We start from the raw sequence: 25,854 nt of genomic DNA on the forward strand, positions 1-25,854 counted from the left end.
ATGCGACGACGAACCTTTCTCGCCCTGAGCACGACCCTCCTCGTTGCTGGCTGTGTCGGGAGTCGGTCCGTCGGAACGCCGAAAACGAGCGACCCGGAGGCGACGACTGATTCGACATCGACAGCCATCAGTACGCCAGCCGACCGAACCTACCGGGAGTGTTCGTTTCAGATACTCCACTACCGGGAATTTCCAGAACCGGTACAGAACGAAATCGATGGTGCGCTCGCTGACGGGAAGTACACCGCCGAAAAAGTTCTACTTCAGGAAACGATGAACACAGCGGATGGGTGCGTTGTGAAGGACGACGTGTACTACGCTCCGAGCGTCGAGCAAGCGGGCGACAAGCAGGTACTCAGGGTGAACCGTGACGGCGACCCCGAACTGCGTGATTCGCGCACTCTCTGGGTCAACAACGAGACACAGAAGGAACTGGTGGTTCGGATTCGTAACGAGGAGGGACAGCAAATCAGAGAGCCAACACACCTCCCTGCCGACGATGGTGGGCCGATTCACACGACCAAGAAAATAGGACAGTACGAAGTCGAGTTGGAGTATGGCGAAGCGACGGAGACCTTCGACTGGAACGTGAACTGGTCGTACGGCAGTCCGAAACTGACCGTCGAAAAGGACGGATACGATGTTAAACAGTCCGTCGCGGACAGACCGCTCTGCCAGTTTGAATACGAGACGACCGAAGCGTGACGGGAAATTACTCGTAGGTGAGCGTCATCCCACCGTCGAACAGCAAGTCGCCGCCGTTCAGGTGTTTCGCGTGTTTCGAGAACCCGAAGACGAACAGGTTGGCGACGTCAACCGGTTCCATCATCTCTTTGCTTCGTGCTTGGCCGAGCATCACGTCCTCGACGACTTCGTCGACGGAAATTCCGCGTTGATCTGCCGTGTCCGGAATCTGGTTCGTGACGAGCGGCGTCTTCACGTAGCCCGTGCTGACCGAAAACGAGCGAAGCGACCCGTCTCCCTCGGCGGCGATGGACTGTGTCAATCCGCGCAGGCCGAACTTCGAGACGTTGTACGCGACCTTATCCGCGGTGACGTAGTGGCCGTGAACCGAACACATGTTGCCGACACAGCCCACGCCATCGTCGGTAGCACGAATGTGGGGAAAACAGAGTTTAGAGAGGTACAGCGGGGCTCTCAGCATGATGTCGTGAATCGTATCGTAGGTCTCCATCGGGAACTCCTCGACGGAGTCGATGTGTTGCATCCCAGCGATGTTGGCGAGATAGCGAATCATCCCGTGGTCGGCCGCGGATTCGACGATTCGTTCGAGGTCAGCGTCCTCGGTCAGGTCAGCGGTCACTGTTTCGAAACTACCGTCGAGTTCGAGTTCCACGATTCGATCCGCGGTTCCGTCGAGGCCCGATTCGTCGATGTCGGTGCCGACGACGGTCAGCCCGTTTGCCGCCATCGCGATGGCGGTCGAACGCCCGATTCCGGAGCCAGCGCCGGTCACGATGCAGACGTTGTCGGTTGCGAAGTGGTCGTCGTCGACGATGAGAATATCCTCGGGCGTCGTCTCTGGCGCGGAAAGTCGGTCGTCCGCCTCGTCTTGTGAACCAGTCATTCGTGAAGTAGTGAAGACGGTCAGTCGGTGAAAAATAGAGGGTTGATATGTAAAATCAAATCTGGTACCGAATGCCGCCATCTATTTCCGTCATGAACGATGAGATGAGATATGATTTCGGTAACAATGGACATGGTACAGTATGACTGTCCATACATCGACGTAACCGACGAAGTCGATGTCTCGTTTCATACCATGCACTGGGATTTCAACACTGCCCAGCAGAAGCTAGAAACGAGAATTCTCGTAACCGGGGACGACCGCGGTGCGCTGACGAACGGCCTCAACGCCCTCCAGAATCACGACCGAATGTTGGGGTTCGAACTACTCTCGCGCCGCGAAAACACGGCAGTCATCAAATCGTTTATCGGCCAGACGAACGCGATGCGAACGATTCGGGAACACGACGGCTACATCACCGGCCCGTTTCAAATCAGCGACGGGAGCGAACTCTGGAGCGTCGGCTTCGACACCGCAGACAATACCGACAACGCACTCGCCGATCTGGAGGTTGGAAACGACTTCCGAGTCGAATCCCGAAACGCCACGTCGTTCGAGGATTACCTTGACGTTATCCAGCATCTCGGCTCGGCGAAAGACGTGCTCGATGGCTGTCGAGAGCTGTCCGAACGGGAACGTCAAACCCTGAAAAAAGCCGTCGACGGAGGATACTTTCAAACGCCACGGAACGCGACGCTCGGGACGCTGGCGGATGAGTTCGGCATCTCGAAAACGGCGGCCTCGAAGAACCTCCGACGTGCCGAAGGGAAAATTCTCGAACGAATCGTGTCTACCTTTCCGGACGTCGATGACGAAGACGTGATCGGTCCCGAATAGTCAACCCTGCACAGCAGCGGGCAACCAAAATCAGCGGAGTCCGGATGCAGTCTCGGCCTCGATATCGACGTGTGAAAGGCGGGAGTCATTTTGGAGCGTTTCGAAATCAGCCGCCTGTGAGTCCGCGGATTTCGTCGCGTAGAGTTCGAACGACGTGGTCTCGCCGTCTTCACGCCACGTCACCGTCATCGTCGCACGCCGGAAGAGCGAGCCGTCCCGAAAACGAATCGACTGAAGCGAATCAAGCGGGACGGCGAAGTTTCGCTCGCTGAGCGTCAACGCCTGCTCGGGTGGGAGTTCCTCGATTTCACGGCGTCCGCGCTCTCCCGTGTCCGCCCGCAAGAGCAGCGATTTGAACGATTCTCCGACGAAACACCAGACGACGCGCTCGTCGGTCACCAGTAGTTCCCAGTACTCCATCGACGTGGGACGCTGGCGGAACCACTGCGTAAGATGTGCGAGCAACTCTTCCGAGGGGTCGTCCCGTGGCTCGTTCATACCGTTGTTTCGTACCGCAGCCATATTATCGTTCCAAGAGGATGCCGATATCTTCCGGAACCATCGCCCGTTCCTGCGTCACGATCGAGACGCCGACGAAGAGCGCAATCGTAACCAAGAGCGCGACCGTTCCGACTGGGAACGACCCGGGGAACGGGTATAGATTCGTGACAGTCGTGCTGAGTCCCGAGAGTCCAACAGTGTCCGCAATTCGTGGAACTGCGCTGTAGAACAGGTTGACCGTCAACCCACCGACGAGGGCGGCAATTGCACCCTCTTTGGTCGCCCCCTTCCAGTTCAAGCCGAGGGCCGCGATGGCGAAGAACGCCGCCGCGAAGAATCCCCAGCCGATGGTGCCGAGAATGCCGACCAGCGTCTCCGAGAAGTAGACGATGAGCGTCGAGGCGACCGTGAGACCTGCCAGCGCGGCCTGCGTCACCCGAAGTTCCGTCTTGTCGTCGTCGATGGGTCGGCCGAGTGCTCGCGGAATGTCGCGGGAGACGGCCGCCGCACCGATGTTAAGGAATGAATCGCTGGTGCTCATGATAGCCGCGAGGAGTGCCGCCAAGATGAGTCCCGCGACGACGCCGGGAGTGTGTTCGAGGACGAACACCGGCCCAACGACGGACGCGCTTTTCGGGGCCGCGGCCTGTCCCGCTTCGACCATCGCACGCATTGATAGCCCGGTCGAAAACGCGAGAAGGCTCGAAATCGCGTACGTCACGGCGGCGATGGGCGCACCCCAGCGGAGGATTTTGAGGTTACGACTCATGTAGAACTTGGTGATGAGGTGTGGCTGTCCCGCCGCACCGACCGAGAAGAGAATCCACCATCCGAGCGCAGTGAAGATAGTCGCAGTCGGTGCGCCGAGTGCGCCGAACGGCGAAACGAACGCCGGATCCGCACTCGCGAGATTGCGGGAAATGGATCCCATTCCGCCGCCGAACGAAAGCGCGAAGGCGAAGACGAACACCGACCCGACGATCATCGTGATGGCCTGCACGAAGTCGGTCCAGACGCCCGCAATCATCCCGCCGAGCATGCTGTAGAGCAGGAGGATAAGCGCACCGATGAACAGCCCCCACATCACCGGAAGGCCGAAAATCGCCCGCATCACGTACTGAAGGGCGGCGAGATTCGTTGCAAGGTACGCCATCACGCCGACGATGACCGCGACAGCCGTGAGTCCGCGAACCCACGCGCTCTCATATCGGACGTACATCCCATCCGCGAGCGTCATCACGTCGCGGATATCTGCCAACAAGCGCATTCGCTTCGCCAGCAGCACCCACGTGATGATGAAGCCGAGCGGGGCTGTGAAGAAAATCCACAGTGCCGTCGTCCCGAACGAGTAGACGAGTTCGGGGCCGCCGACGAAGCCGAATCCGGACTGGATGACGGAAAACGCCGTCAGCGCGAGCACCCACGTTCCGATGCTCTTTCCGGTGATGAGGAAGTCCTCCGTGCTCTCGGTTTGGAGAAAACCCCACACACCAATAGCCAACACCATCAGCAGATAGGCACCGCCGAAAAGCAGGACGTACGGGCTGTCCGTGACCGGGATTTCCTGTAACGGAACCAGCGGCAACGAACTCATCGCCGGTCACCCCCATCGGTCTGCGGTGATTCATCGTCGGAACCGCCATCCGGTTCGGTTCGAGCCACGGAGAGAGGGTACTGTTTGCGACGTTGTACCTGCCGAACGTCGCTCATGATGTCGTCGACGACATCGTCGCTTCCGATATCCGGGAAAACGAGGGCGTAGTAGAGCGCGCCAAGAATCGGTAACAGCCAGAGGAAGACGAAATAGGCCAACGTCGGCACAGGCAGGCCAAGCACGTAGGTGTACTCGGTAACGCTGGGATTCCAGCGAAGCCAGATTATCGTGAATCCGGCAACGAAAATTGCCAGTAGTGCCACCAGTAACCACGTGTACGGGGCGAGGTCGAGTTCCCCGTCGTGGCGCTCGATTGACGATGCAGCGAAATTCGCCACGATGAACAGTGCTGCGAGATACGAAAAGACGTGATAGTTCTCGATAGCCGCGGAAACTAACAGTCCGACTGCTAGCACGGCTATCGTGGCCATTACCCTATTTCGTGCGCCGAGCGTTGTTCGTGAGGACGCCATCTTGTATGGACCAGGGTAGCAAATGGCGAAAAATAATGGGTTGATATGTAAACAACCTCGATAGTGCCGGGTTGATTGTCGTTCGTTCGAGACTGGTTACCGGTCCCTCAGCCGACTGAGAATAGTTATCGCGTCCGTGTCCAAATGCTCGTGATCTGGCCGTCGACGATGGAAAACTCGTCTTCGAACGCGAACAGTTCTTCGCCGTCGGAATCGAGGAGACGACCTTCGACGACCGTCGTCGCCCCGTTCTCCGAGACGCTGGCAATCTCGTGTGTCGTCGCTTTGTTCGGTCGGTCGTCGCGCATGAACGAGACGAGCGTCTCCCGGCCTTCGATGGTTCGGTCGGGGCGGTCGTGAACCACGTCCGGCGCGAGCAGTCCCTCGAACGTCTCGTAGTCGTGCGCGTCGATAGCGTCGTAGTAGCCGCGAACGACCACCTCGGAGTCCATGACGGGGGAGACGGGAACCACCCTCTTTAGCGTCCCGGCACGGAAACATGAGCACGAGCAGTGGATGGAGAGAACTATTGAGCCATATAGAGCACTGGATGACAGGCAATAGCCGTAATATAAACGTCTTTACATTCATCCTCGAAACGGACGCCTGCCGGGGAACACCCGGCCGATCAGTACTCCAGAACGGGTTTGTTTCCATACCGCCCCGTACACCACGGGGCTCTCATTTCCGTACCATTTTCGTGGAACAGTTCTCTTCTACCGCGATTCGACGACCCTGTTCCGTACCACGATTCTTTTGAGCGACCCGTTCCAATCGTCCATTAGTGAGACTGCACGTCCGGTACGAGGGTGACGACGACCCGAAAAAATGCACGGCCCGGAAGCTCGCGCGGTTCGACCTGACGGAACTCCACCGCTCGACTCGGGCGACACCGTACGGAATCGTGCTCAATCCGCACGCAGAGCAGGCACTCTCGCCCGCCGACAAGGCCGAAAGTCGCAATCTCGTGGCCCTTGACTGTTCGTGGGAGAGCGCCGGAAAGGCGTTGTTCGAGATGCCGGGCGTTCACCGAGCGCTTCCGTTTCTCGTCGCGGCGAATCCGGTCAACTACGGAAAGCCGTTCCAGTTGAACACCGTCGAGGCGTTTGCGGCGGGCCTCTGCATCCTCGGCGAGCGAGACCATGCCGAAGAAATCCTCTCGAAGTTCAGATGGGGCGAGACGTTCCTCGAACTGAACGAGGAACCGCTTCGCCGGTACGCCGATTGTGCGGATTCGAGTGCCGTGGTTGCGGTGCAACAGGAGTATCTGGACGCAGGCGATTCGGACGGATGATAGGACGAAGATACGAACGACCCCCGACGCGGCAACTCAATAACGTTTAAACGCGCGGGGAAGAAAACGCTCCGTATGGCTAGTTTCGACGCAGCGGAAAAACGAACGCTCGAAAAGATGATCTGCATGCGCTGTAACGCTCGTAACCCACAGCGAGCCCAGCAGTGTCGGAAATGCGGCTACAGCAACCTCCGCCCGAAGAGCAAAGAATCGCGGAGCGCGTAAGCCGATTTCCGTTTTTAACGCACATCGACCGGAGAGCTACGTCTCTGCATCCCGGTCGAACCACTCGTCTTCGAGAATCGCATACAGTTCGACATCGACGTACTCGCCGTCCAAAAATTCGGCTTCGACGTGCGTGCTTTCGTGACGGAAGCCGAGTTGTTCCCAGATTCGCGCCGACCCGACGTTGCCGGAGAAGACATGCGCGATTACGCGATGGTGGCGACGTTCGCGGAAAGCGTAATCGGTCATGAGCCGACTCGCTTCGGTGCCGTACCCCTCTCCCCAAAACTCCTCGGCGAGGAGGATGGCGATTTCCGCGTTGACAGCCTTCGAATCCTCTGGGTAGAGTCCGACAATGCCCATCGGTTCTTCGTCGCGACAGATGAGGAGATGCGTGGTTTCGTCGTCCGATACTCTTTCTTCGTACCACTCCCGCTCTCGGTTGCCGTTGACCGGCGACCGGTTGCCGAGATACTGGCGGACTGCGCGGTCGTTGACTGTCGTTTGGAGGAAGTCCAAATCCTCCTCTTCGACCGTTCTGAGGTCGATTCGGTCGTCGGAAAGAAAGACGGGGCCGGGCATGTACTGAGGTGACGAAGACCGACGCGAAAAGCGTTCGTGAGAGACAGTAGCAAACGCGACGAGTGATTTATGGAGTTCCCTGATTTCCCAGCCACCGATTCGTGTCGTCGTTATTCGGGATATTTCGGTTCGCGCTTTTCGGCCCGCTCCAGTGCGGTTTCGATAACGTCGCGCACGTCGCCGTGGAATTCGCCGCCGTGTCCGGCGTACATGTGTTCGACCGAATTGGGCATCCGGTCGAGGATTTCGCGGATGCTCTCGATGAGATCTTCTCGTGACTGGCCGGGCATGTCGGTGCGACCGAAACTGCCGTAGTCGAAGGCTCCGTCGTCGTGAACTACCACGTCACCACTGAAGATGGTCGAGTCGCTGACGAAGACGAGATGGTCGTCCGCGTGACCGGGCGTGTAGATGGCTTCGAACTCCTCATCGCCGATTTTGACGGTGTCTCCGTCCTTGATGGCGTCGTCCCTGCGCGCATGAGCGTCGTAGGCAGCGAGTTCCGAATCGAACTCGTCCAGCACGGATTCGAGTTGCTCTACGTGGTCGCCGTGCTGGTGGGTGAGAACGACAGCATCGAGGGCGTCCGTGTGCTCGCGAAGCACATCCACGACGCCATCCATCGCGCCAGCATCCACGAGAACCGGTCGGTCGCCGAGGACGAGATACGCGTTACAGGTGAACGTCTCGGCGTCGGCGGTAACGTTGATGACTTGCACGGCGGGGTGTTTCGCCTCATCTACCAAAATTCTGATGGGCGGCGAGCCACTTTAGTGACCGAAGACCCTAATGATGAATGCATGGGCTTTGGGAGCTACGACGAATCCGAACAAGAAAACCGAGAGTACAGTGCGGATTTGGACGACGACAGCGGCGTCAACACGTCCGAACATAATCACGAGGGGAGCGTCAGTTTCGAGTTCGGAGAATCGAACGACGAACTGCTAAATCGGCTCTCGGACATCAAAGACGGCGACGAATAGCGTGAAACCCGGCGTCAGAGCGCTTGGCGTCGCGGAGTCGTACCACACCGACGACACCAACACCAGTACGCTCGCCGGAGTGGTAACGCGCGTAAGCAGAGTCGTCGACGGCTTCGTTTTTGGAACCTGTACGGTCGGTGGAACGGATGTGAGCGACGCGATTCTCGACCTCGGCGAGCGTCTCGGTCGCGAAGACGTGCGCTATATTCTCGTTTCCGGAATCGCGCTTTCGTGGTACAACATCGTGGATATGCATCGCATTTCCGAGGCGCTCGACAGACCAGTCATCTCCGTCACGTTTGAGGAGAGCGACGGACTCGACGCATCCCTCGCCAGCGAGTTTTCGGGCGAGGAACTCGAACAGCGTCGTGAAATCTACCGTCGGCAGCCCGCCCGCCACGAATTCTCGGTCAACGAACAGACAGTTTTCGTTCGGAGCGTCGGCGTAGATACCCACGAAGCCCGCGATGTGGTTCGAGCGTTTACCCCGGACGGTGGCCGTCCGGAACCGCTCCGAGTCGCCCGAATGGCCGCCCGCGCCGGAGACGAGTGGTGGACTGTCGAGCAAACGAATCGAGGCGAGTAACGGCAGGCCGCGGGGACTTAATACGTCCCGCCCGTTTTCACCGTACATGGGTACGATGGAGGGACTGGAAGTCACCGAATGTGAGCGCTGTCCGGCGCTTGTGGACTGTCGAAGCCAAATCGTCAATGGAACGGGGCCAGCGGACGCAGACCTCTTGTTCGTCGGAGAGGGACCGGGCGCACGAGAGGACGAACAGGGCGAACCGTTCGTCGGCAGAAGCGGGTCGGTGCTGGACGATAAACTCCGCGACAAAGGTCTCTCCCGCGCGGACGTTCGAATCACCAACTGCGTGCGGTGTCGGCCACCGGAGAACCGCGACCCGACGAAGGAGGAACTGGACAACTGCCGGGAGTATCTGGAGCGCGAAATCGAATTGGTGAACCCGGACGTAATCGTCACGCTTGGGAAAGTGCCGAGCGAACATCTACTCGACCGGGACGTGGCGGTGACAAGCGAGGCCGGAACGATAGCCAACGCCGAACTCGGCGGCGAGATACGCGACGTGCTAATCTGCGTTCACCCCGCGGCGACCCTCTACGACCGAAGTCAGGAATCGACGTTCGATACGGCACTGGAAAAGGCGGCGAACATGGGGGGTTCGAGCGGCGGACAGTCCAGTCTCGGCGAGTTCTGAGTGCATTTCCCGCTTCGGTGAAATGGGTTCGGGGAGCGACACTGGAATGAGTCGGGGATGAATAGTCGTGTTCGCAGTTCGCCGCAGTCAAAGTCCGTCCTCACGTCGTCTACTTTCTCACTATCGTCACGGTCATCGGGGCACGGTGAGCCACCTTTTCGGCGACGGAGCCGAGAATGATGTTCGAGAAATCCTCCTTCCCATGCGTCCCCATCACGATGTGGTCTACATCGTGGGTTTTGGCGTATTTGACGATCTGTTTCGCCGGCTGTCCCATTTTGACGACGCCCTCGAATGGTACGTCGCCGGCCGTTTCGCGCAATTCTTCGTGGAGTTCCTTCGCGTTGTCCCACTCCTTCTGGTACCACTCCTGTGAGTAAGCGGGCATCCCCGCCTTCCCGAGCGGCGACTGATATCCCGGCGACAGGGGGTCGATATCGAACGGGTTAACCACTGTGAGAACCGTGATTTCCACCTCGGACATCCGCAGCGAGTAGTCGTACGCCGCCTTCGATGCCGGTGACCCATCTATCGGAACGAGAACGTGTTCCACCATGCTTGAGGTCACACCGGCAACCGAGTAAAGCGATTTTCTCTAATTGTGCCAGGAATCGTACTGGACAATGGTCACGTTCGTCAGCTCACCCAGTTCCCAGGACGAACTCGAAGAGGATGTACGACCCGACTGCCGAAACGGTCGGCGAAAGAATCCACAATACGACGATTCGGCTCGTCGCCGCCGGGTCGAACAGGGTCTTTTCGGCCAGTTCTTCGAGGTCCTCCTCACCGATCGGTGGAACGTCCGGCGTCTCGCCACCGTCCCGTGATGTGGGCGGGGTGGGAACCTCCCCTTCTGCAACCTCACCGATGGTCGGGCCGGGTGGCACTTCCGTCTCGCTGGTTTCGGCGATGAGCGATCCCGTCGTGAGGTCAACGTCCGGGATCGGTTCCGGTTGTATCGCCGACTCCGCGGCGTCCGCGAGCGACACCGCACGACTGGCCCGCCCCCATCCGAGTCCGATGATGCAGGAGGTGGTACTGACCGCGAGACTCGCCGGAATACCGAGACGGGAAAGAACCGTGATGATGGTCGCACCGATTATCGAGACGATAAGCGCCGCCAGAATCGGTAGGTCGGTGATACCGTCGCCAATCGTGTCGAGCGTCCGGCGAGCGATGGTAAACCCGCCCAGACCGATTGCGCCGATTGCGAGCAGGATACCCTCTTCGATGGTAATCGACCCGTTTCCGACGAGAGGAGCCACGGCGTTCGCCGCGTTCGACGCGCCCGCACTGAATCCCATGTAGCACGCGATGAGAAGCACCGAAACCGCGCCGACGAGGTCGCGTTTTCCAAAACCTTCGTTGAGTGTGGGGCGGGGAATCACCCCCGAGCGGTCGAGTCGAAACAGTCCACCCTCGATTCGGGAAAACGAAAAGCGAGCATCGAGGTGTGGATAGACGTAGCGACCGATGAGCATCCCGACCCAAAACGCCGCGAGTGGGGCGACAATCCACGCCGAGACGATGGTGAACATGAGGGATTCGCGTAACGTATCCGTGGCGAGTCCGAGGCCGACGATTGCCCCGACTGCGGTCATGGATGTCGATGCGGGCACGCCGAACAGGTTCGAGATGAGGAGCGCAAACCCCGCGAAAAAGAGCACGACGATGCTCGTTTCGAGCGTGAACTGTCCCGCCGGAACGATACCGTCGCTCATCGTTTCGATGACGTTTCTGCCGACAGTCCAACCGCCCCAGAGCGCGAACGCCGTGAAGAGACCCGCCGCGCCCACTTTTCCGATGATTCGGCTTCCCACGGCAGGACCGAACGCGACACCTGTCGATGAACCACCAATGTTATAACCGACGAACGCGGCGACGAACAGACCGACTATCAATAGTACAGTGACCATACTAACCCCCAATCATATGACGTCGTGGAGCTATTTCGTTCTTTCTCGCCCGACTCAAGCGCGAAACGCCGCCCATCGAAGCATATCATCGAATTTCACGACCGATTCGTACCGGTCGTCCGGGTCGTCAGCCATCGCTTTCGAAAGCACCGCACCCAATTCGTCGGAAATCATCCGGGTTGTTTCGTCCGACCCACCATCGCTCGAAACCGAATCGGTCACGAGGAATCGGGCAATCGCACCGAGGCGGTACACGTCGGTTCGTTCGTCCGCCGACTCACCCGCGATCTGTTCCGGGGCGTCATAGGGCGAGGAATCACGATGTTTCGCGAGGACAGTGGCGAGTTCCCAGTCGCTCACGCCGCCCCTCCCATCGCCATCGAGCAGAATCGTTTCGGGCGCGAGACCACCGTGAACTAGTCCGTCGGAGTGTGCCCTGTGGACGGTCATGTTTGCGTCGGAAAGCGCCGTGATTCGCTCCTCGACGGGTCGCTCGCAGTCGGCGAGCGACTCGCCTTCGTAGCAGGGGAGTTCGACCCAGTCGTCACCGAAATCGAGGACGGGGACGACACTCTTCCGGTCGCTCAGGTCGGCCCATTTGGTCACTGCCGTTTGGAACTCCCCGGCGAGATTCGAGTCGGTCAGCCGTTTCTCGGCGACGACGTACGGGCCGTCGTCGCCGCGTTTTCTAACGCGATAGGTCTCGGTGAACTCGTCGCTCGCGATGCATTCGAGACGGCCGTATTCTAGCTCGGGGTTCGTCCCCGATTTCATCTCGGTGGATTCCGTTTCTGCGTTCATCCGGCGATACGCCGCAAAGATGCCAGTTCCGAGGAGAACACCCGAGAGGGCCATTCCCGTACTGGATGTGAGGAAATCCGTCGTCTCGTCCACGAGCATCGCTGGAAACGGCCGCTGGCGGGTGAATCCATACACAGTCCCTCTAGTTCCGAGGACTACATGCTCTTCCGAGACGGAGAGCATCGTTGGCTCCTCATCCGGCTCGAACGACCATTTGACGGTTCCATCCTCGGTTGAGAAAGCGTACATCTGGTCGTGATGTAACGTATAGAGGACGTCACCCACGACGTAACCCCAGTAAAGGTGGAAATTATCTGCGCCTGAGATCTCGTACGTCCATCGTTCGGAACCGTCGGAATTCACCGCGATAATCGTTTTTCCAGTGTTCAAAAACACCGCCCCGTCGGCAACGATCGGTTGTTGACCGTGCCTACCTGTGCTCTCGTACTCCCAGCGCACGTTTCCATTGGCTACGTTGAGCGCGACCAGGTTCTCGTTCCAGAGATACAACGTACCGTCGTGAACCTCCGGTGCCGAATAGCCTCTATCGCCCAATGATTTTGTCCACTGTGTCGAACCGTCGGGGTTCAGTGAGACTATTGTCCCACGGATTTGGCAGATAATCGCCTTCTCGGTCACCGAATGTAACCTGAGTGTGGCGTGTCCCTCTGGGGAAGACTCCGCGATTTTTGCTCCACTTCGCTTCCAACGTTTCCTTCCCGAACTGGCCGAGAACGCATACACGCCGTCCTCTGCACTAGCGTATACGGTATCGTCACGATGGTCGAGCGAGTAGGCCCGTTCGCTTTCGATATCGCTCTCCCAGCGACTTGTCCCGGATTCGATGTCGTATGCGACGACGCTGAACTTCCCGGTAGCATAGATCGTTCCACCCCCGAACGTCAGTTGGGTTGAGTATCTTCCGGCAGATTGTCGCCATCGCTCGCTGCCGTTTCGTGGGCTGAGCGCGATGAGTTCCCGGTTTTCCCTCGTCGTACTACTGCCGAGCGCACCGACTACAAAAACGGTGCCAGCTTCAACGACCAGATTTTGAAGCGACAGAAACGTCTCCTTCCACAACTCGCTTCCGGTCGCTTCCTCGATGGCATGGACGCTGGTGGTGTTCGGATTGCCTGCATTCGACTCGGAGGCTCCGACGACGTATACCACTCCGTCCGCCGCCGTCACCGGATAGTACGCTTCGATTCCCGACCGCGAAATTGTCCAGTTCGTCTCGGGCGCGTTGTCTCCCGAGTCTTCCGTGGTCGTCTGCGCACTACCGACCGCAGTGGTCATACCGACCGCTCCGGAAGCGGTCAGGAATCCGCGTCGGGAGAGCAGGGAGGGCGAGGAATTCATACTTCCATCTATCAAGTCGTATTATTTATAGACAAATATCAAGAGAGGACAAGCCTGCGTTATTGCCACGCGGATTCGCTCATCCGCTGTGGGAAGTTCCGCACGAGGTCAACGAAGTGCTGGACGATGTCGTCCTGTTCTTCGCCATCGCCGCGGAGATACGACCGTGTCCGCTGGCTAATCATCTCGACGGAGACGACGAGGAAGAAGATGACGATGATGGTCGCCATCATGTTCGTATAGGCGAACAGACCCTGCTGCGTGTTGAGGATGCGGTTCACCATTACGAAATCATGTTATCCGTTCGGTAGTTATTTGTTAAATATTCTTGTTATTTTTTAATCCAAATATAGTGGTAACTATAAGCACATATAGGATACACCGTAGCGGGCAGAATTAGGGAAAACGCAAAACCGTTTGTACGCCGAGTCGCTATCGACTGGTATGGAACAGGGAACGGGTACGAGGGAACGAACAGCCTCCGTCGTCGTGGTCGATTACGGACTCGGGAACCTTCGAAGTGCAGTCAGTGGCCTCGAACGCGCCGGAGCGGATGTCGAAATCTCCGACGACCCGGCCACGTTCGAAACCGCGGACGGAATCGTTTTACCAGGCGTCGGTGCGTTTCGTGAGGGTGTCGAAAATGCCGGACCGTATCGTGATGCACTCGTCGAGGCCGCGGAAAGTGGCACACCGGTGTTCGGCATCTGCCTCGGAATGCAGATGTTGTTGACGACAAGCGAGGAAGCGGAACGCGCCGGGGAAGGAGAAGTCACCGGACTGGACTTCATTCCTGGAACGAACGTCCGCTTCGGCGAGGGACAAAAGGTTCCGCACATGGGCTGGAACGAGTTGTCAGTGGAACGTGACCACCCAATCGCGGAAGGAGTCGATGGCGAGTACGCCTACTTCGTCCACTCCTACTACGCCGTGCCGGAAGAAAACGAGGCAGTGGTCGCCGAAACGGACTACGGCACGCGATTCCCCAGCATCGTCGTCAACGAATCGGGAACCGTCTTCGGAACGCAGTTCCACCCGGAAAAGAGCGGGGAGACGGGGCTTCGAATCCTCAAGAACTTCGTCGAGATTTGCGCCGGGAACTGAATCTGACGTCCTCTTCGTCTGCCGTTTTATAAAAATTCGCGAACGTCGGAGTACCACATGTCATGATAGTCCATCGCGTCGATTCGCCGGGCGATTTCCGCGGCGAGAACATGCCAGCACAGTTCGGTCGGGTCGTCGGGGTCTAAGTTGTACTCGCTGTCCCGGCAGGTACACCCACCTTCCACGATGTACTCGTCCTCGAATCCAACGACGACCACGAAATCCCGGTACTGTTTCACCCGTTTTTCCGACACCGCTTCGATTGCCTGCATCCCTCGGTCGTCGTGGACTTTGAGGATTCGATTTACAACTTCCGGCGTCAGCGATTCCACGTCCGCTAGGTCGGCTTGCCACTGCTGGACGGGGTTCACAAATCTCCCTCCACGAGCGGGTTCGGACGACGGGTCGAATGGGACACCGGACGCACGGATGGCCGGTTCGGACGGGCGGAATAAACCCATTCCGATAGCGGGTAGCGAGGTTGATTTTTTCAACGATTACAGGATATTCTGACGTAGGATTTGGAGTCGTGATTTGGAAACGACACGACTCCACCAGAGTCATTGGTAGTGTGCTCACACCCGCCTCAACGGAAACCAAACACACCTAGCCGCAGTCGAACTCGCTGGGCTTTTCGCCCCGGAACGCAGAACTCGACACATGAACGTCCGCGAAGGAGGAGTCGAGGTGGTCGTCCCAGAACAGGACGGCGACAGCATCACCGACGACGTGTTCTTCAACCCGGTACAGGAGTTGAATCGCGACCTGACCGTCGCCGTCCTGCGAACCTACCGCGACCGAGAACCACGAGCAGAGAGCTATCTCGACGCGATGGCAGCCTCGGGTATCCGCGGGGTTCGCGCCGCCGAAAACGGCTGGGACGTAACGTGTGCGGATATCGACCCCGACGCTATCGACCTCTGCCGGGAGAACTTCGAACGAAACGAGTTACCGGGCGAAGTCGTCCACCGAAACGCCAATGCGCTCATGCACGAGTCCGTCTTCGATATCGTGGATATCGACCCCTTCGGAACGCCGATTCCCTTCGCCGACGCCGCCTTCGCCAACACTCGCGACCTCGTCTGTGTGACAGCGACAGATACCGCACCGCTCTGTGGTGCGCACTTCCACAGCGGCGTCAGAAAGTACAGCGCGATTCCGCGAAACACGGACTATCATGCCGAAGTCGGCGTTCGAATCCTCCTCTCCGCGCTGGCCCGAACCGCCGCCCGCTATGATACCGGCGTGACACCGATTCTCACCCACTCGACGAATCACTACGTCCGGACGTATCTCGAACTCGACCACCGCGCGACGGACGCGAACAACGCCATGGACGAACTCGGCCACATCTATCACTGCGAGGACTGTCTCCACCGCGAGTACGAATACGGCCTCATCGCCAACCCACCCGAAACCTGCCCAGCCTGCGAAAGCAACCGCGTTCTCACCGCTGGCCCGGTCTGGCTCGGGGCGACTCACGACGCGGAATTCGTCGCCGAAGTGCGCGAGAACCTCACCGAGGACATGGGAAGCGTGAAACGCGCGAACAAACTCCTCGACGCACTCGAAGGCGAACTCCACGAACCCACCCACTACGACCAACACAGGCTCTGCAAGGAGTGGACGCGCTCCGCCTCCGGCATGGACGAGTTCTTGGAGCGCCTCCGGGATGCGGGTCACGAAGCGTCGCGCGCCCACTACGGCGGAACGACGTTCAAGACGCCAGCGAGAGTCGAGGAAATCCGAATCGCAACCCAGTAGCGAAATTATTTGTGCGTTTTCCTGTAATTAACAGGTGTGAATTTTCGAGCGACCATAGGCGAAATCGTCGACGAGGTGCGCGAACAGGAGATCACGTTTCTCGCCGCCGGAATCGCGTTCTACGCATTCGTCTCGATACTTCCCGCACTCTTGTTGGGTCTGGCACTCGTCTCCATCGTCGGCGGTGAGGGTATCGCCACCGAAATCGTCCAAACTGCGCAACGGTTTCTCTCGCCCGCCGCGGAGGCGGTCATCTACGAGGCATTCACCGATCGGTCGGGTCGTGGAGGTGCAACCATCGTTGGTGTGCTCGTTCTGGTGTGGAGTACGCTCAGGGTGTTTCGCGGTCTGGACAAAGCGTTTTCGCGAGTGTACGATTCGAACGGAGTGGAATCGTTTTTCGAAACGCTGGTCGATGCGTTCATCGTCGTCGTCGTCATCGGGGTAGCGCTCGTCGGACTCGCGGTCGGCAACATCGTTTTTTCGGCGTTCGGCTGGATTCCGTTCGCAAAGACGCTCTCTGCGGTGGTCATCCTTTTCGCGCTCGTACCGGTGTTCCTTCCGCTGTATTACTTCTTTCCGGACGCAGACGTCACGGTGTGGGAGGCGCTTCCGGGGACGGTGCTCGCGACCGTGAGTTGGGTCGGCTTACAGGTGGTGTTCCAGACGTACGTCGAATCAGCGGCACAGTTTACCGCATACGGCGTCCTCGGTGGTGCGCTCCTGCTCGTTTCGTGGCTCTATCTGGGAGCAATCGTGCTCCTCCTCGGTGCGGTGGTGAACGCCGTCCTCGCCGGAGGGCCTTTCAGGAAAACTAAAGACGCGGGGGAAACCAACAGCAAACAACAGGCAGATTCAGGAGAGTATATGACCGACGATACAGAGCAGTCCGCCCCGGACATCCTCGAACTGCACGGAGACGTAGAGCGCCTCCAATCGGAGTTCGAGGAGTTCGAGCACGATGTCGACGAGCGAACGGTTCAGAAACCCGAACTGGAGTCGGAGCTAAAGCGATACGTCCGCAGACGAATGCGCCGCGGACACGCCCGTGGGTGGGGACCGTATCTCGTCCTCCTGTACGGAACAGCGATGACCATCGGCGCGTTCCGCTGGCTTGAAAGTGGCTGGGCCATCGCCGCCATGATAATCATCTGGCTATCGACGCTTGGACTATACACCCTGATGGTTCTCGTCGGATTCGGCGTTAGCGCGGTTGGCGTTCCGGGACGTGTCGGTGGACGAATCCGCGATTGGCGTTCGTAATCATGCCTCGAGGTTGGGGTGTCATCGAGGCGCTTCGTGAGATACTGCCGAAATGGGCACCGGAGGTGTTCGTGTACGTCACGCAACTCGGAGATGCGTGGGTGTATTTTCTTATCGGTGCGCTTTGCTACTGGTTCAGCGACGACCGGGAGCGGTTCGCATTCGTTCTCGCCGCCACATTGGGTGCACTCTCCTTGACGCTCGCGCTGAAGGAGTTTTTCGCGCTCGCACGACCGAGCGAAACGCTCCAGTTTATCGAGGCAACGGGATACGGCTTTCCGAGCGGACACGCAATCGGTTCGACCGTATTTTGGGGAATCCTCGCGCTCACAATAGACCGATGGAATCGTGGGATACGCATCGCCGGTGCGTCGGTCATCGTCGCGTTGGTCGTCCTCTCGCGAGTCGTTCTCGGCGTCCACTTCGCAATCGATGTCCTGGTAGGTGTCGCGATCGGACTCGTGTATCTCGCCTTCGTTGTCAAGGGACTCCGTTGGCGACCGACCGCAGCGTTCGGACTCGCAGTCGTCTTCGCGCTGGCCGCCCTGTTGTTGGCACTGCGAACGTCCGTGACCGCGAGCAACTTGTTCGAACCCGTCGCCGCGCTCGGTGGGACGACCGGTGCCCTGATACTGTGGAGCGCAATCGACCCACCCGATGAGTCGATTGGCTACATCACCGGTTTCGTCGGACTGTTCGTGCTCGGCGTGCTCTCCTACATCGGCCTCGAATTCCCCCTGCCGCTCGCGGGAGTGTTTGTCATCAACGCGGTCGTTCAGGGAGGAATCATCGCGTACCCACGCCTCACAGGGCGCTAGCCAAGGCTCGCAATGCCATCGAATCAGCAACAAAATAGCAGTCGAGTTGACGGGGGGATTAGAACTTTTCCAAGTAACGCTCTTTCTCCCAACCGCTGACGTAGGTTTTGTAGTCGTCGTACTCGGCAGTTTTGACAGTGACGAACTTCTCGACGACGTGGTCGCCGAGCGCTTCCGTGATGACTTCGTCCGTTTGGAGAGCATCGACTGCCTCCGAGAGACTGCCGGGGAGCATGGTGATGCCGTAGTCTTCGCGCTTCTCGTCGTCGAACTCGTAGATGTCCTCGCGGACGGGTTCACCGGGGTCGGCACCATTCTCGATGCCGTCCAGACCGGCGCTGATGACAGCGGCGAGTGCGAGGTACGGGTTGCACGACGGGTCGGGACTGCGGATTTCGAAGCGCGAACTCGTACCTGCGGCATCGGGGACACGGATAAGCGACGAACGGTTCACGCCGCTCCACGCGACGTAGACGGGCGCCTCGTAGCCGGGGACGAGGCGTTTGTAGGAATTGACAGTCGGGTTGGTGATTGCCGTGAACGCTTCGGCGTGGTCGAGGATACCGCCCATGAAGTTGTACGCTGTCTCGGAGAGGTTGAACTCGTCGTCCGCGTCGGCGAAGGCGTTGCCGTCCTCGTCGAAGAGGCTCATGTGACAGTGCATGCCCGAACCGTTGATTGCCGAGATGGGTTTGGGCATGAAGGTGGCGTGGATGTCGTTCTGTTCCGCGACGGCACGGACGACTGCGCGGAAGGTGGCGATGTTGTCGGCGGCCGAGAGCGCATCGTCGTACTTGAAGTTGATTTCGTGCTGGCCGTCCGCGACTTCGTGGTGGCTGGCTTCGATTTCGAAGCCCATTTGTTCGAGCGTAAAGATGACTTCACGGCGCACGTCGCTCGCCATGTCTTTCGGCGCGAGATCGAAGTAGCCGCCGGAGTCGTGCGGGATGGTAGTTGCCTTGCCGCCGTCGTCCTTCTCGAACAGGAAGAATTCGGGCTCCGGGCCGATGCTGACGGAATAACCCATCTGGTCAGCCTTGTCGAGAACGCGTTTGAGAACCTGCCGTGGTCCCCCCGAGAACGGCGTTCCGTCCGTGTTCACCACGTCACAGATGAGGCGCGCGCTCGCCGTTTCGCCGTCCGAGCGCCACGGGAGGACGGCGAACGTGGACGGGTCGGGTTCGAGACGCATGTCGCTTTCCTGAATTCGCGCGAACCCTTCGATGGAGGATCCGTCGAACCAAATACCCTCCTCGAACGCCTTCTCAACTTGGTGAGCCGGGATGCTGACGTTTTTCACCGTCCCCGTGATATCCGTGAACTGGAGACGGACGAAGTCGACGTTTTCGCGCTCGATTGCTTCCAGAACGTCCTGCTCTTCTTTATCCAACCCGTCCTCTTCTGTCGCGGCAATATTTCCGTCTGTCATCTTTATCGACAGTCTACGCAAATACATCCACCATTAAAACTGTAACGGTTGGTCAATTGTGCAATTTTTGCCCAGAATTGGATATTCGTTAAATTCTAATGCATGGAGTGGGATGGTTGGTGTAATGACGTACGAAAATCTGGATGCGAAGCTAGTAAACGAACTACTTGGTGACGGTCGGGCAAGTCTTCGAAGCCTCGCCGAAAAACTCGACGTTTCAGTAACGACCATCTCGAACCATCTAGCTGACTTGGAAGAACGGGGGGTCATCCAGGGCTACACGCCTCGCGTCGACTACGACGAACTCGGCTACGATGTGACGGCTATCGTCCAGTTGAAAGTTGAGGGGAACGCCCTGCCGGAAGTGACCGAACGGCTGCAAGACCACGACCAGATGATAAGCGTCTACGAGGTCACGGGCGACTACGACATCATCGCTATCGGAAAATTCACCGATACGGACGGGATGAACGAGCAAATCAAGAAGTTGCTTATTGACCCAGATATCAAAGAAAGCAACACGAGCGTCGTGTTGAACGCCGCGAGCGAACACGAGCAGTTCAAACTCGACGTGGACGAGTAGTCGGGCAGCAGTAACACTTAGACCCCCGGAACGAGTCGCAACCGATATGAGCGTTATCGCGGAGTTTACGCTTCACGCTCCGACCCTCGTGTTGACACCGACGCTCGAAGCGGCTCCCGGAATGACTGTCGAACTCGATCAACAGATAGTTGCGGCGGGCTACACGCCACTGCTCATCGTCTGGGTGAGTGGCGACGATTTTGCGTCGTTCGACGTTGCCATCCAGGCGGACGAGACCATCGCATCACACGCCATCATCGAAGACCTCGACAGTCGAAAGCTGTATCGGCTGGAAATCGCCTACGACGACATTCTTCCCGTGTATCCCGCATACCGAAAATTGGGAGCCATCCCGATGGCAGGTCAGGGGAAAGCAGGAGACTGGCAACGACGAATCCGATTTCCCGACCGGGATGCGCTAGCCGAGTTCCAACAGTTTTGTGCCGAAGAAGGGATCGAATTCTCGCTCAAGCGACTGTACACGCCGAGTGACGAGCAAATGGCGTTCCAGTTGACGGAGCCGCAACTCGAAGCACTCGTGGCGGCGTACGAAATCGGATACTTCAACGTGCCGCGCGACGCGACACTGAAAGATATGAGTTCGAAGCTAGATATCAGCAAGCAGTCGGTGTCGGAACGGCTGCGACGTGCACAATCACGTCTCGTGTCGAGCGCGATTCTTGGGGAATAAAATATACGGCCTGATTTGTAAGGCAAACGTTGAGATTGCCCGACGTACATAACCAAGTAGAGAGTTCCGACTCCGTCGAAACGAAAAGCCGAGTTCCCGTCAAAGTCCGCCCTCATCCAACGATGCCAACTACAGACAACATTGATATGCCCGCACCGTCAGTTGTTTTTTCAACACTTGCTAGCGCGCGACGACGACTCGTGCTCGGCGAACTCCTCGAACGAGACCAGGCAGTATCGGTAACCAGCCTCGCACAGACGATCGCTTCCGCGGAACCGAACAGCGAGTCACGGCGCATTTGCGCCCAGCTACATCACAGCCATCTGCCAAAGCTCGAAGACGCCGGGTTCGTAACCGTGGACGATGGAGACGTAACGCTCGTCGCCCACAGAGACGTTATCGAACCGTATCTTGTTCTCGCGGAGCGGTTCGACTCGCTACGAGACTAACCGTCAAAAAAGCGTTCGAATGGTCGATAGCGATGCAGTTGCGGTAACGGGTGTCGCGGTCGTGTGATGAAGTTCCTGCCGGAAGTTACATCGCGCCGCCCATACCGCCCATGCCGCCCATACCGCCCATGCCGCCCATACCGCCTGCCGGTGGGCCGCCTGCGTCTTCGTCGTCATCGCTGCTGCCGCCCTTTAGTTCACCTGCGGCGATAACGTCGTCGATGCGCAAGAGCATGACGGCGGCTTCGGTTGCGCTCTCGATCGCCTGCGTCTTGACTCGGAGGGGTTCGACGACGCCGTCTTCTTCCATGTCGACGATGTCGCCGGTGTAGGCGTCGAGGCCCGAGCTGGAGTTACCAGCGTCGTGTTTGCTACGGAGGTCAACGAGTGAGTCGATGGGGTCTAGTCCAGCGTTCTCGGCGAGCGTTCGTGGGATAACTTCGAGCGTGTCGGCGAACGCTTCGACAGCCAACTGTTCGCGGCCACCGACGCTGTCGGCGTAGTCGCGCAGGGCGAGGGCGAGTTCCGTCTCCGGAGCGCCACCACCAGGGAGGACTTTGCCGTCTTCGAGCGTGACGCGGACGACGCCGAGACTGTCGTCGATTGCGCGCTCGACTTCGTCGACGACGTGTTCCGTGCCACCGCGGAGGATGAGGCTGACGGATTTTGCCTCTTCGACGTCCTCGACGAAGATGCGCTGGTCGCCACCAACGTCCTTCTGGGCGACGCTACCGGCGAAGCCGAGGTCATCTTCCGTGATGTCGTCGACGCTGTTCACGAGGGTTGCGCCCGTCGCGCGGGCCAGTTTTTCCATGTCGCTGGATTTCGCGCGTCGGACGGCGAGGATGCCTTCCTGGGCGAGGAAGTGCTGTGCCATGTCGTCGATGCCGCCGTCCACGAAGACGACGTCAGCGCCGACATCGACCAGCGAGTCAACCATTTCACGGAGCTGTTTTTCCTCTTGGTCGAGGAACTGTTGGAGTTGGTCGGGGTCGGTGACGTTGACTTCGGCGTCGATTTCCGTCTCCTTGATTTCGAGCGCGCCGTCGATGAGGGCCACGTCGGCATCCTCGGCAAAGTACGGCATGTTGTCGTGGACGCGCTCCTTGTCGATGATAACGCCCTCGACGAGTTCGGAGTTGTCGATGGTGCCACCGACGACCTTCTCGACTTTGATGTTGTTCGTGTCGATTTCGTCGTCGTCAGCAACGCTCTGGACGGCGTTGACGACGAGTTCAGCGAGGTGTACCTTGGCGTTCTCCGCGCCTTTGCCGGTCATCGCCGTTGCGGCGATTTTCTCGAGGTATTCGGTGTCGTCTGCGTCGACTTCGATTGCGGCGTCTTCGAGGACTTCCTTGGCCTTCTCGGCGGCCTGTCGGTATCCCTGTGCGAGCGTGGTCGCGTGGATGTCCTGTTCGAGAAGGTCTTCCGCCTTCTGGAGAAGTTCACCGGCAACGACGACCGCGCTGGTCGTTCCGTCGCCGACTTCGTCTTCCTGCGTTTCGGCCACTTCGACGACCATGTTGGCCGCCGGGTGCTCGATTTCCATTTCCTTCAGAATGGTGACACCGTCGTTCGTGACGACGACGTCGCCCATCGAATCGACGAGCATTTTGTCCATCCCTTTCGGGCCGAGTGTGGTCCGTACGGCCTCTGCTACCGCCTTACCGGCGGTGATGTTCATGGACTGCGCGTCGCGCCCGGAGGTTCGCTGGCTGTCCTCTGAAAGAACGATGAGTGGCTGATTGCCCATTGGCTGTGACATAGTCATCACATGGGTTGATTGCGATTCTATATAAACCTTTTCTTGGCTACGTGCGAGCGTGCCACAAAGGACTCACGAAGGGGAATGTTATGCAGTAACAGGGCGGCATTTATATAGGAAAATGGAGTTAGCCGCTGAACTGGTGATACTCCATTCCCTGTTGTTTCATCTCGTTGCGTTTGCGTTCGAGGAACGAATAGACCGCGCCGTGTGGTGCGCCATCCAGAATCATCTCGGCGGCACTTCGAACCGTCTCTACCTGCTGTGGTTGCCCAATGATGCCGAGCGTGGTACCGTAGATGACCACATTGGCACCCGTCAGTTCCTCCATCAACTGACGAGTTCGACCGTTCTCACCGATGAGTCGGCCTTTCTGTCGCTGGAGGTCGTTTTTGTTGCGGGCCGCGGCGTCGATATCCACGAGGTCGAACAGCATCAGGTCGTCTTCGAGCAGTGTCAGCGCCTCGTCCGGGGCAAATCCACGCCCGATCGCTCGAACGATTTCTGGCGCTTTCAGTCCACGGACGGGGTCACCGTTCTTCTCAACTCGTACCGAACCGTCGTCGGAGTCGATATCGAGGCGCACGTCTGCACGACTTTCGATCTCTCGCATCGTCTCACCGCCTTCGCCGATGAGAACGCCGATTCGGTCCTGCGGTATCGTCACGTGCTTCATAAACGCTCTTACCACCTGACGCGGTTTAAGCCCTTCCCTACCACCTTTTGCTGTGTTCGCGCGGCAACGCCGCGCTCACTGGCAATATCTGAACCAAATGCCTGTACTTCTCCCTCGGCTCACGGCTTCGCCGCTCACTTTTCGAGGCGCTCCGCGCCTCGCACCGGTCGTCGCTTGGCCCGCTCACTCGTCGCCGTCGCTCCTCATTCACGAAGAGCATGATAGCACTTCCCAGTTGTGTCATTTGCTGATTTTCGGCGCTTGTGGCGGGTTCCGAAACGAGTTCTGTCTTCGTTCCGAAATCCACGGGCAAACCGACTCGAAATGCAAACCACCAACCCGTGGGGAAATGCTGATAATTGATTGAAAATGACACTCACCCATGGAATCCTCGAACAGCGGTTCGTGGTCGAAATACGACAAGCTGGCGGGCGTGCTGGCGGTTGGCCTGTTCGCGGGGTACTTCGTTCAGCCGATAGAGGCGGCTATCATCGCCGTCGTTTCGCCGCTTGCAATGTTGCTTCCGTTTTCGCTGTTCATCGTCACCCTTGTGGGGTCAACCGGACTCTACACCGCGGTATTACAGACGAAGCTCCGTGACACGGAGCGAATGGAGCTGCTTCGGGCGAAAATGAAGACGCGTCAAGGGAGAGTTCGGACTGCCCGGAAGGAAGGAGACGAGGAACAACTGGACGGCCTTCGCACAGAACAGCAGGAACTGATGAGGAGCCAAATGGAGATGATGAAAGGAAGCGTTCGTCCGATAATTTGGAGCCTTCTGGTCACTGCTCCGGCGTTCATCTGGCTTCGATGGGTGTTCACGTCCCGCGCCGTTGCAGTCGCCCCGGAGCGTTTTTCGTTCCGGTGCTCGGAAAAATCGCGTGGACAGCGACGGTTGTTGGGCCGTTGAAGGTGTGGCAGGTCTGGTACATCGGCGCGTCCATCTCGTCGGGGTACGTCAGTCGAAAAATCGTCCAGCGGGTCGTCTAAACGCAGTCATTTTTATTTTCTCGGGTCCGCGTTTTCCCGAATCCATGCTTCGAGTTCGTCGCCGTGAACCTCCAGTCCCTCTCGCTGGAAGAACGCCGCGATGTTCGCACAGTCCCGGGTCAAAAACTCCCCGCTATTTGGGTGATGGAAGGTCACTGCCTGACCCACGTCGATGATGCAGAGTTCGCCGTTGCTGACGAGGATATTGTACTCGGAGAGGTCGCCATGTACGAGTCCCGAATCGTACAGACGGCGCATATACTCCTTGACGACTTCGTAGGCGGTTTCGGGATTTTCGAGTTGCGCATCCGCGAGGGTTGGCGCGCGCCGACCCTCGTTGCCCATGAATTCCATTACCAGCACGTTTCGCTGGACTGCGATTGGTTCCGGCACTCGCACGCCCGCTTTTCGGGCGCGTTTCAGGTTGGCGAACTCCTTGCGAACCCACGCGAGGACGACTCGTTTTTTATCTCCGCCGAGTTCCTCGAATCGCGGGTCGCCGACGAGATACTCCCGCATGTCGCGGAAGTCGCTGGCGTTGATTCGGTATATTTTGACCGCGACTTCGTCGTTCTCTTCGTCCCCCAGCGCGCTGTACACTGTCGCTTCCTTGCCCGACGAAAGCGGACCGCCGAATGCCTGCACGTAGCCGTCCTGCACGAGTTTGTACAGCGCGGCGAGGGTAGCGTCGTCGAAGACGGACTGCTCGACTTTGAACTGGTCGGTGTCCTTGACCCGTTCCCGAAATTGGTTGAACTCTCGGTCGCGCTTTCGCGCGATTCGGTCGGCTTCGGTGTCGGAAACATCTATTTCCTCCCACTCGTCGCCGGGTGTACCGGTGTTTTCCAGGTCAAGTAGTCCGTACTCCTCACTCATCTGTTCCCGTCTA

General features: G+C 58.5%; 31 protein-coding genes. 15 read left to right on the forward strand and 16 right to left on the reverse strand.

Going from position 1 to position 25,854, the window contains the following annotated elements:
* A complete protein-coding gene (locus ACN2TU_RS11580) occupies window positions 1-705 on the forward strand; it encodes a hypothetical protein (RefSeq protein ID WP_435155482.1) in 705 nt (234 codons plus the stop codon).
* 7 nt (window positions 706-712) lie between these two features.
* Here ACN2TU_RS11580 and ACN2TU_RS11585 read toward each other — a convergent pair whose 3' ends face one another.
* Window positions 713-1,588: an SDR family oxidoreductase gene (locus ACN2TU_RS11585; RefSeq protein ID WP_435155483.1), complete on the reverse strand. Its 876-nt coding sequence runs from the start codon at window positions 1,586-1,588 to the stop codon at window positions 713-715.
* A gap of 111 nt (window positions 1,589-1,699) precedes the next feature.
* Between ACN2TU_RS11585 and ACN2TU_RS11590 the strand changes: the two genes are divergently transcribed.
* A complete protein-coding gene (locus ACN2TU_RS11590; protein WP_435155484.1) occupies window positions 1,700-2,425 on the forward strand; it encodes a helix-turn-helix domain-containing protein in 726 nt (241 codons plus the stop codon).
* 30 nt (window positions 2,426-2,455) lie between these two features.
* On the opposite strand, the gene ACN2TU_RS11595 is transcribed toward ACN2TU_RS11590, so the two are convergent.
* The 4 genes from ACN2TU_RS11595 to ACN2TU_RS11610 form a co-directional block, all read right to left on the reverse strand.
* Window positions 2,456-2,923 carry a hypothetical protein gene (locus tag ACN2TU_RS11595; RefSeq protein WP_435155485.1) on the reverse strand — a complete coding sequence of 156 codons (468 nt, stop codon included), beginning with the start codon at window positions 2,921-2,923 and terminating at the stop codon, window positions 2,456-2,458.
* A gap of 25 nt (window positions 2,924-2,948) precedes the next feature.
* A complete protein-coding gene (locus ACN2TU_RS11600) occupies window positions 2,949-4,520 on the reverse strand; it encodes a sodium:solute symporter family transporter (RefSeq protein ID WP_435155486.1) in 1,572 nt (523 codons plus the stop codon).
* Window positions 4,517-5,011, reverse strand: a complete 495-nt coding sequence (locus tag ACN2TU_RS11605) for a hypothetical protein (protein ID WP_435155487.1) — start codon at window positions 5,009-5,011, stop codon at window positions 4,517-4,519. The genes ACN2TU_RS11600 and ACN2TU_RS11605 overlap by 4 nt, the downstream gene beginning before the upstream one ends.
* Window positions 5,012-5,178: 167 nt before the next feature.
* On the reverse strand, window positions 5,179-5,505 hold the full coding sequence (locus tag ACN2TU_RS11610; protein WP_435155488.1) for a nuclear transport factor 2 family protein: 327 nt from the start codon (window positions 5,503-5,505) through the stop codon (window positions 5,179-5,181).
* Between the two features lie 332 nt (window positions 5,506-5,837).
* Here ACN2TU_RS11610 and ACN2TU_RS11615 point away from each other — a divergent pair, with 332 nt between their 5' ends.
* Window positions 5,838-6,347, forward strand: coding sequence for a DUF367 family protein (locus tag ACN2TU_RS11615; protein ID WP_435155489.1), 510 nt, complete (start codon window positions 5,838-5,840; stop codon window positions 6,345-6,347).
* Window positions 6,348-6,422: 75 nt separating this feature from the next.
* Window positions 6,423-6,572 (forward strand): 50S ribosomal protein L40e, encoded by a 150-nt coding sequence (locus tag ACN2TU_RS11620; RefSeq protein ID WP_435155491.1) that lies wholly within the window; start codon window positions 6,423-6,425, stop codon window positions 6,570-6,572.
* A 36-nt stretch (window positions 6,573-6,608) separates the two neighbouring features.
* Here the strand turns inward: ACN2TU_RS11620 and ACN2TU_RS11625 are convergent, their stop codons facing one another.
* Window positions 6,609-7,154, reverse strand: a complete 546-nt coding sequence (locus ACN2TU_RS11625; RefSeq protein ID WP_435155492.1) for a GNAT family N-acetyltransferase — start codon at window positions 7,152-7,154, stop codon at window positions 6,609-6,611.
* Between the two features lie 110 nt (window positions 7,155-7,264).
* The gene (locus ACN2TU_RS11630; RefSeq protein ID WP_435155493.1) at window positions 7,265-7,873 is read right to left on the reverse strand and encodes an MBL fold metallo-hydrolase; all 609 of its coding nucleotides are present in this window, start codon (window positions 7,871-7,873) and stop codon (window positions 7,265-7,267) included.
* A gap of 81 nt (window positions 7,874-7,954) precedes the next feature.
* Between ACN2TU_RS11630 and ACN2TU_RS11635 the strand changes: the two genes are divergently transcribed.
* From ACN2TU_RS11635 to ACN2TU_RS11645, 3 genes are read left to right on the forward strand one after another with little or no spacing between them, the layout of a single operon-like run.
* The gene (locus tag ACN2TU_RS11635; protein WP_435156176.1) at window positions 7,955-8,137 is read left to right on the forward strand and encodes a DUF5786 family protein; all 183 of its coding nucleotides are present in this window, start codon (window positions 7,955-7,957) and stop codon (window positions 8,135-8,137) included.
* A 1-nt stretch (window position 8,138) separates the two neighbouring features.
* A complete protein-coding gene (locus ACN2TU_RS11640; protein ID WP_435155494.1) occupies window positions 8,139-8,723 on the forward strand; it encodes an endonuclease dU in 585 nt (194 codons plus the stop codon).
* Window positions 8,724-8,769: 46 nt separating this feature from the next.
* Window positions 8,770-9,357: a uracil-DNA glycosylase gene (locus tag ACN2TU_RS11645; RefSeq protein WP_435155496.1), complete on the forward strand. Its 588-nt coding sequence runs from the start codon at window positions 8,770-8,772 to the stop codon at window positions 9,355-9,357.
* Window positions 9,358-9,466: 109 nt separating this feature from the next.
* On the opposite strand, the gene ACN2TU_RS11650 is transcribed toward ACN2TU_RS11645, so the two are convergent.
* From ACN2TU_RS11650 to ACN2TU_RS11665, 4 genes are all read right to left on the reverse strand, one after another.
* Window positions 9,467-9,913, reverse strand: coding sequence for a universal stress protein (locus ACN2TU_RS11650; RefSeq protein ID WP_435155498.1), 447 nt, complete (start codon window positions 9,911-9,913; stop codon window positions 9,467-9,469).
* Between the two features lie 85 nt (window positions 9,914-9,998).
* Entirely contained in the window at window positions 9,999-11,273 is a 1,275-nt protein-coding gene (locus ACN2TU_RS11655) for an inorganic phosphate transporter (RefSeq protein ID WP_435155500.1), read from the reverse strand.
* Window positions 11,274-11,327: 54 nt separating this feature from the next.
* Complete coding sequence (locus ACN2TU_RS11660) at window positions 11,328-13,433, reverse strand: outer membrane protein assembly factor BamB family protein (protein WP_435155502.1); 2,106 nt, start codon at window positions 13,431-13,433, stop codon at window positions 11,328-11,330.
* Between the two features lie 59 nt (window positions 13,434-13,492).
* Window positions 13,493-13,717 (reverse strand): hypothetical protein, encoded by a 225-nt coding sequence (locus ACN2TU_RS11665; protein ID WP_435155503.1) that lies wholly within the window; start codon window positions 13,715-13,717, stop codon window positions 13,493-13,495.
* Between the two features lie 160 nt (window positions 13,718-13,877).
* On the opposite strand from ACN2TU_RS11665, the gene hisH reads away from it, so the two are divergent.
* Complete coding sequence (gene hisH, locus ACN2TU_RS11670) at window positions 13,878-14,537, forward strand: imidazole glycerol phosphate synthase subunit HisH (protein WP_435155505.1); 660 nt, start codon at window positions 13,878-13,880, stop codon at window positions 14,535-14,537.
* Between the two features lie 26 nt (window positions 14,538-14,563).
* Here hisH and ACN2TU_RS11675 read toward each other — a convergent pair whose 3' ends face one another.
* Window positions 14,564-14,998 carry a hypothetical protein gene (locus ACN2TU_RS11675; RefSeq protein WP_435155507.1) on the reverse strand — a complete coding sequence of 145 codons (435 nt, stop codon included), beginning with the start codon at window positions 14,996-14,998 and terminating at the stop codon, window positions 14,564-14,566.
* A gap of 199 nt (window positions 14,999-15,197) precedes the next feature.
* Here ACN2TU_RS11675 and ACN2TU_RS11680 point away from each other — a divergent pair, with 199 nt between their 5' ends.
* From ACN2TU_RS11680 to ACN2TU_RS11690, 3 genes are read left to right on the forward strand one after another with little or no spacing between them, the layout of a single operon-like run.
* The gene (locus ACN2TU_RS11680; RefSeq protein WP_435155508.1) at window positions 15,198-16,301 is read left to right on the forward strand and encodes a tRNA (guanine(26)-N(2))-dimethyltransferase; all 1,104 of its coding nucleotides are present in this window, start codon (window positions 15,198-15,200) and stop codon (window positions 16,299-16,301) included.
* A gap of 36 nt (window positions 16,302-16,337) precedes the next feature.
* Window positions 16,338-17,564: a YihY/virulence factor BrkB family protein gene (locus ACN2TU_RS11685; RefSeq protein ID WP_435155509.1), complete on the forward strand. Its 1,227-nt coding sequence runs from the start codon at window positions 16,338-16,340 to the stop codon at window positions 17,562-17,564.
* A gap of 2 nt (window positions 17,565-17,566) precedes the next feature.
* The gene (locus ACN2TU_RS11690; RefSeq protein ID WP_435155510.1) at window positions 17,567-18,382 is read left to right on the forward strand and encodes a phosphatase PAP2 family protein; all 816 of its coding nucleotides are present in this window, start codon (window positions 17,567-17,569) and stop codon (window positions 18,380-18,382) included.
* A 58-nt stretch (window positions 18,383-18,440) separates the two neighbouring features.
* On the opposite strand, the gene glnA is transcribed toward ACN2TU_RS11690, so the two are convergent.
* Entirely contained in the window at window positions 18,441-19,811 is a 1,371-nt protein-coding gene (glnA, locus tag ACN2TU_RS11695) for a type I glutamate--ammonia ligase (protein WP_435155511.1), read from the reverse strand.
* Window positions 19,812-19,935: 124 nt separating this feature from the next.
* Here glnA and lrp point away from each other — a divergent pair, with 124 nt between their 5' ends.
* The 3 genes from lrp to ACN2TU_RS11710 all read left to right on the forward strand — a co-directional run bounded on the left by lrp (window position 19,936) and on the right by ACN2TU_RS11710 (window position 21,534).
* Window positions 19,936-20,394 (forward strand): HTH-type transcriptional regulator Lrp, encoded by a 459-nt coding sequence (gene lrp, locus ACN2TU_RS11700; protein WP_435155512.1) that lies wholly within the window; start codon window positions 19,936-19,938, stop codon window positions 20,392-20,394.
* A gap of 46 nt (window positions 20,395-20,440) precedes the next feature.
* Window positions 20,441-21,085 carry a helix-turn-helix domain-containing protein gene (locus tag ACN2TU_RS11705; protein WP_435155514.1) on the forward strand — a complete coding sequence of 215 codons (645 nt, stop codon included), beginning with the start codon at window positions 20,441-20,443 and terminating at the stop codon, window positions 21,083-21,085.
* Between the two features lie 122 nt (window positions 21,086-21,207).
* Window positions 21,208-21,534: a DUF7344 domain-containing protein gene (locus ACN2TU_RS11710; protein WP_435155515.1), complete on the forward strand. Its 327-nt coding sequence runs from the start codon at window positions 21,208-21,210 to the stop codon at window positions 21,532-21,534.
* Window positions 21,535-21,619: 85 nt separating this feature from the next.
* Here the strand turns inward: ACN2TU_RS11710 and thsA are convergent, their stop codons facing one another.
* Both thsA and ACN2TU_RS11720 read right to left on the reverse strand, forming a co-directional pair.
* The gene (gene thsA / locus ACN2TU_RS11715) at window positions 21,620-23,287 is read right to left on the reverse strand and encodes a thermosome subunit alpha (protein WP_435156178.1); all 1,668 of its coding nucleotides are present in this window, start codon (window positions 23,285-23,287) and stop codon (window positions 21,620-21,622) included.
* Window positions 23,288-23,426: 139 nt separating this feature from the next.
* Window positions 23,427-23,975: a KH domain-containing protein gene (locus ACN2TU_RS11720; protein ID WP_435155516.1), complete on the reverse strand. Its 549-nt coding sequence runs from the start codon at window positions 23,973-23,975 to the stop codon at window positions 23,427-23,429.
* Between the two features lie 382 nt (window positions 23,976-24,357).
* Here ACN2TU_RS11720 and ACN2TU_RS11725 point away from each other — a divergent pair, with 382 nt between their 5' ends.
* The gene (locus ACN2TU_RS11725; RefSeq protein ID WP_435155518.1) at window positions 24,358-24,885 is read left to right on the forward strand and encodes a DUF106 domain-containing protein; all 528 of its coding nucleotides are present in this window, start codon (window positions 24,358-24,360) and stop codon (window positions 24,883-24,885) included.
* A gap of 92 nt (window positions 24,886-24,977) precedes the next feature.
* Here the strand turns inward: ACN2TU_RS11725 and rio1 are convergent, their stop codons facing one another.
* Window positions 24,978-25,841: a serine/threonine-protein kinase Rio1 gene (rio1, locus tag ACN2TU_RS11730; protein WP_435155520.1), complete on the reverse strand. Its 864-nt coding sequence runs from the start codon at window positions 25,839-25,841 to the stop codon at window positions 24,978-24,980.
* Window positions 25,842-25,854: the final 13 nt, after the last annotated feature.

This window comes from Haladaptatus marinus (assembly GCF_051194195.1).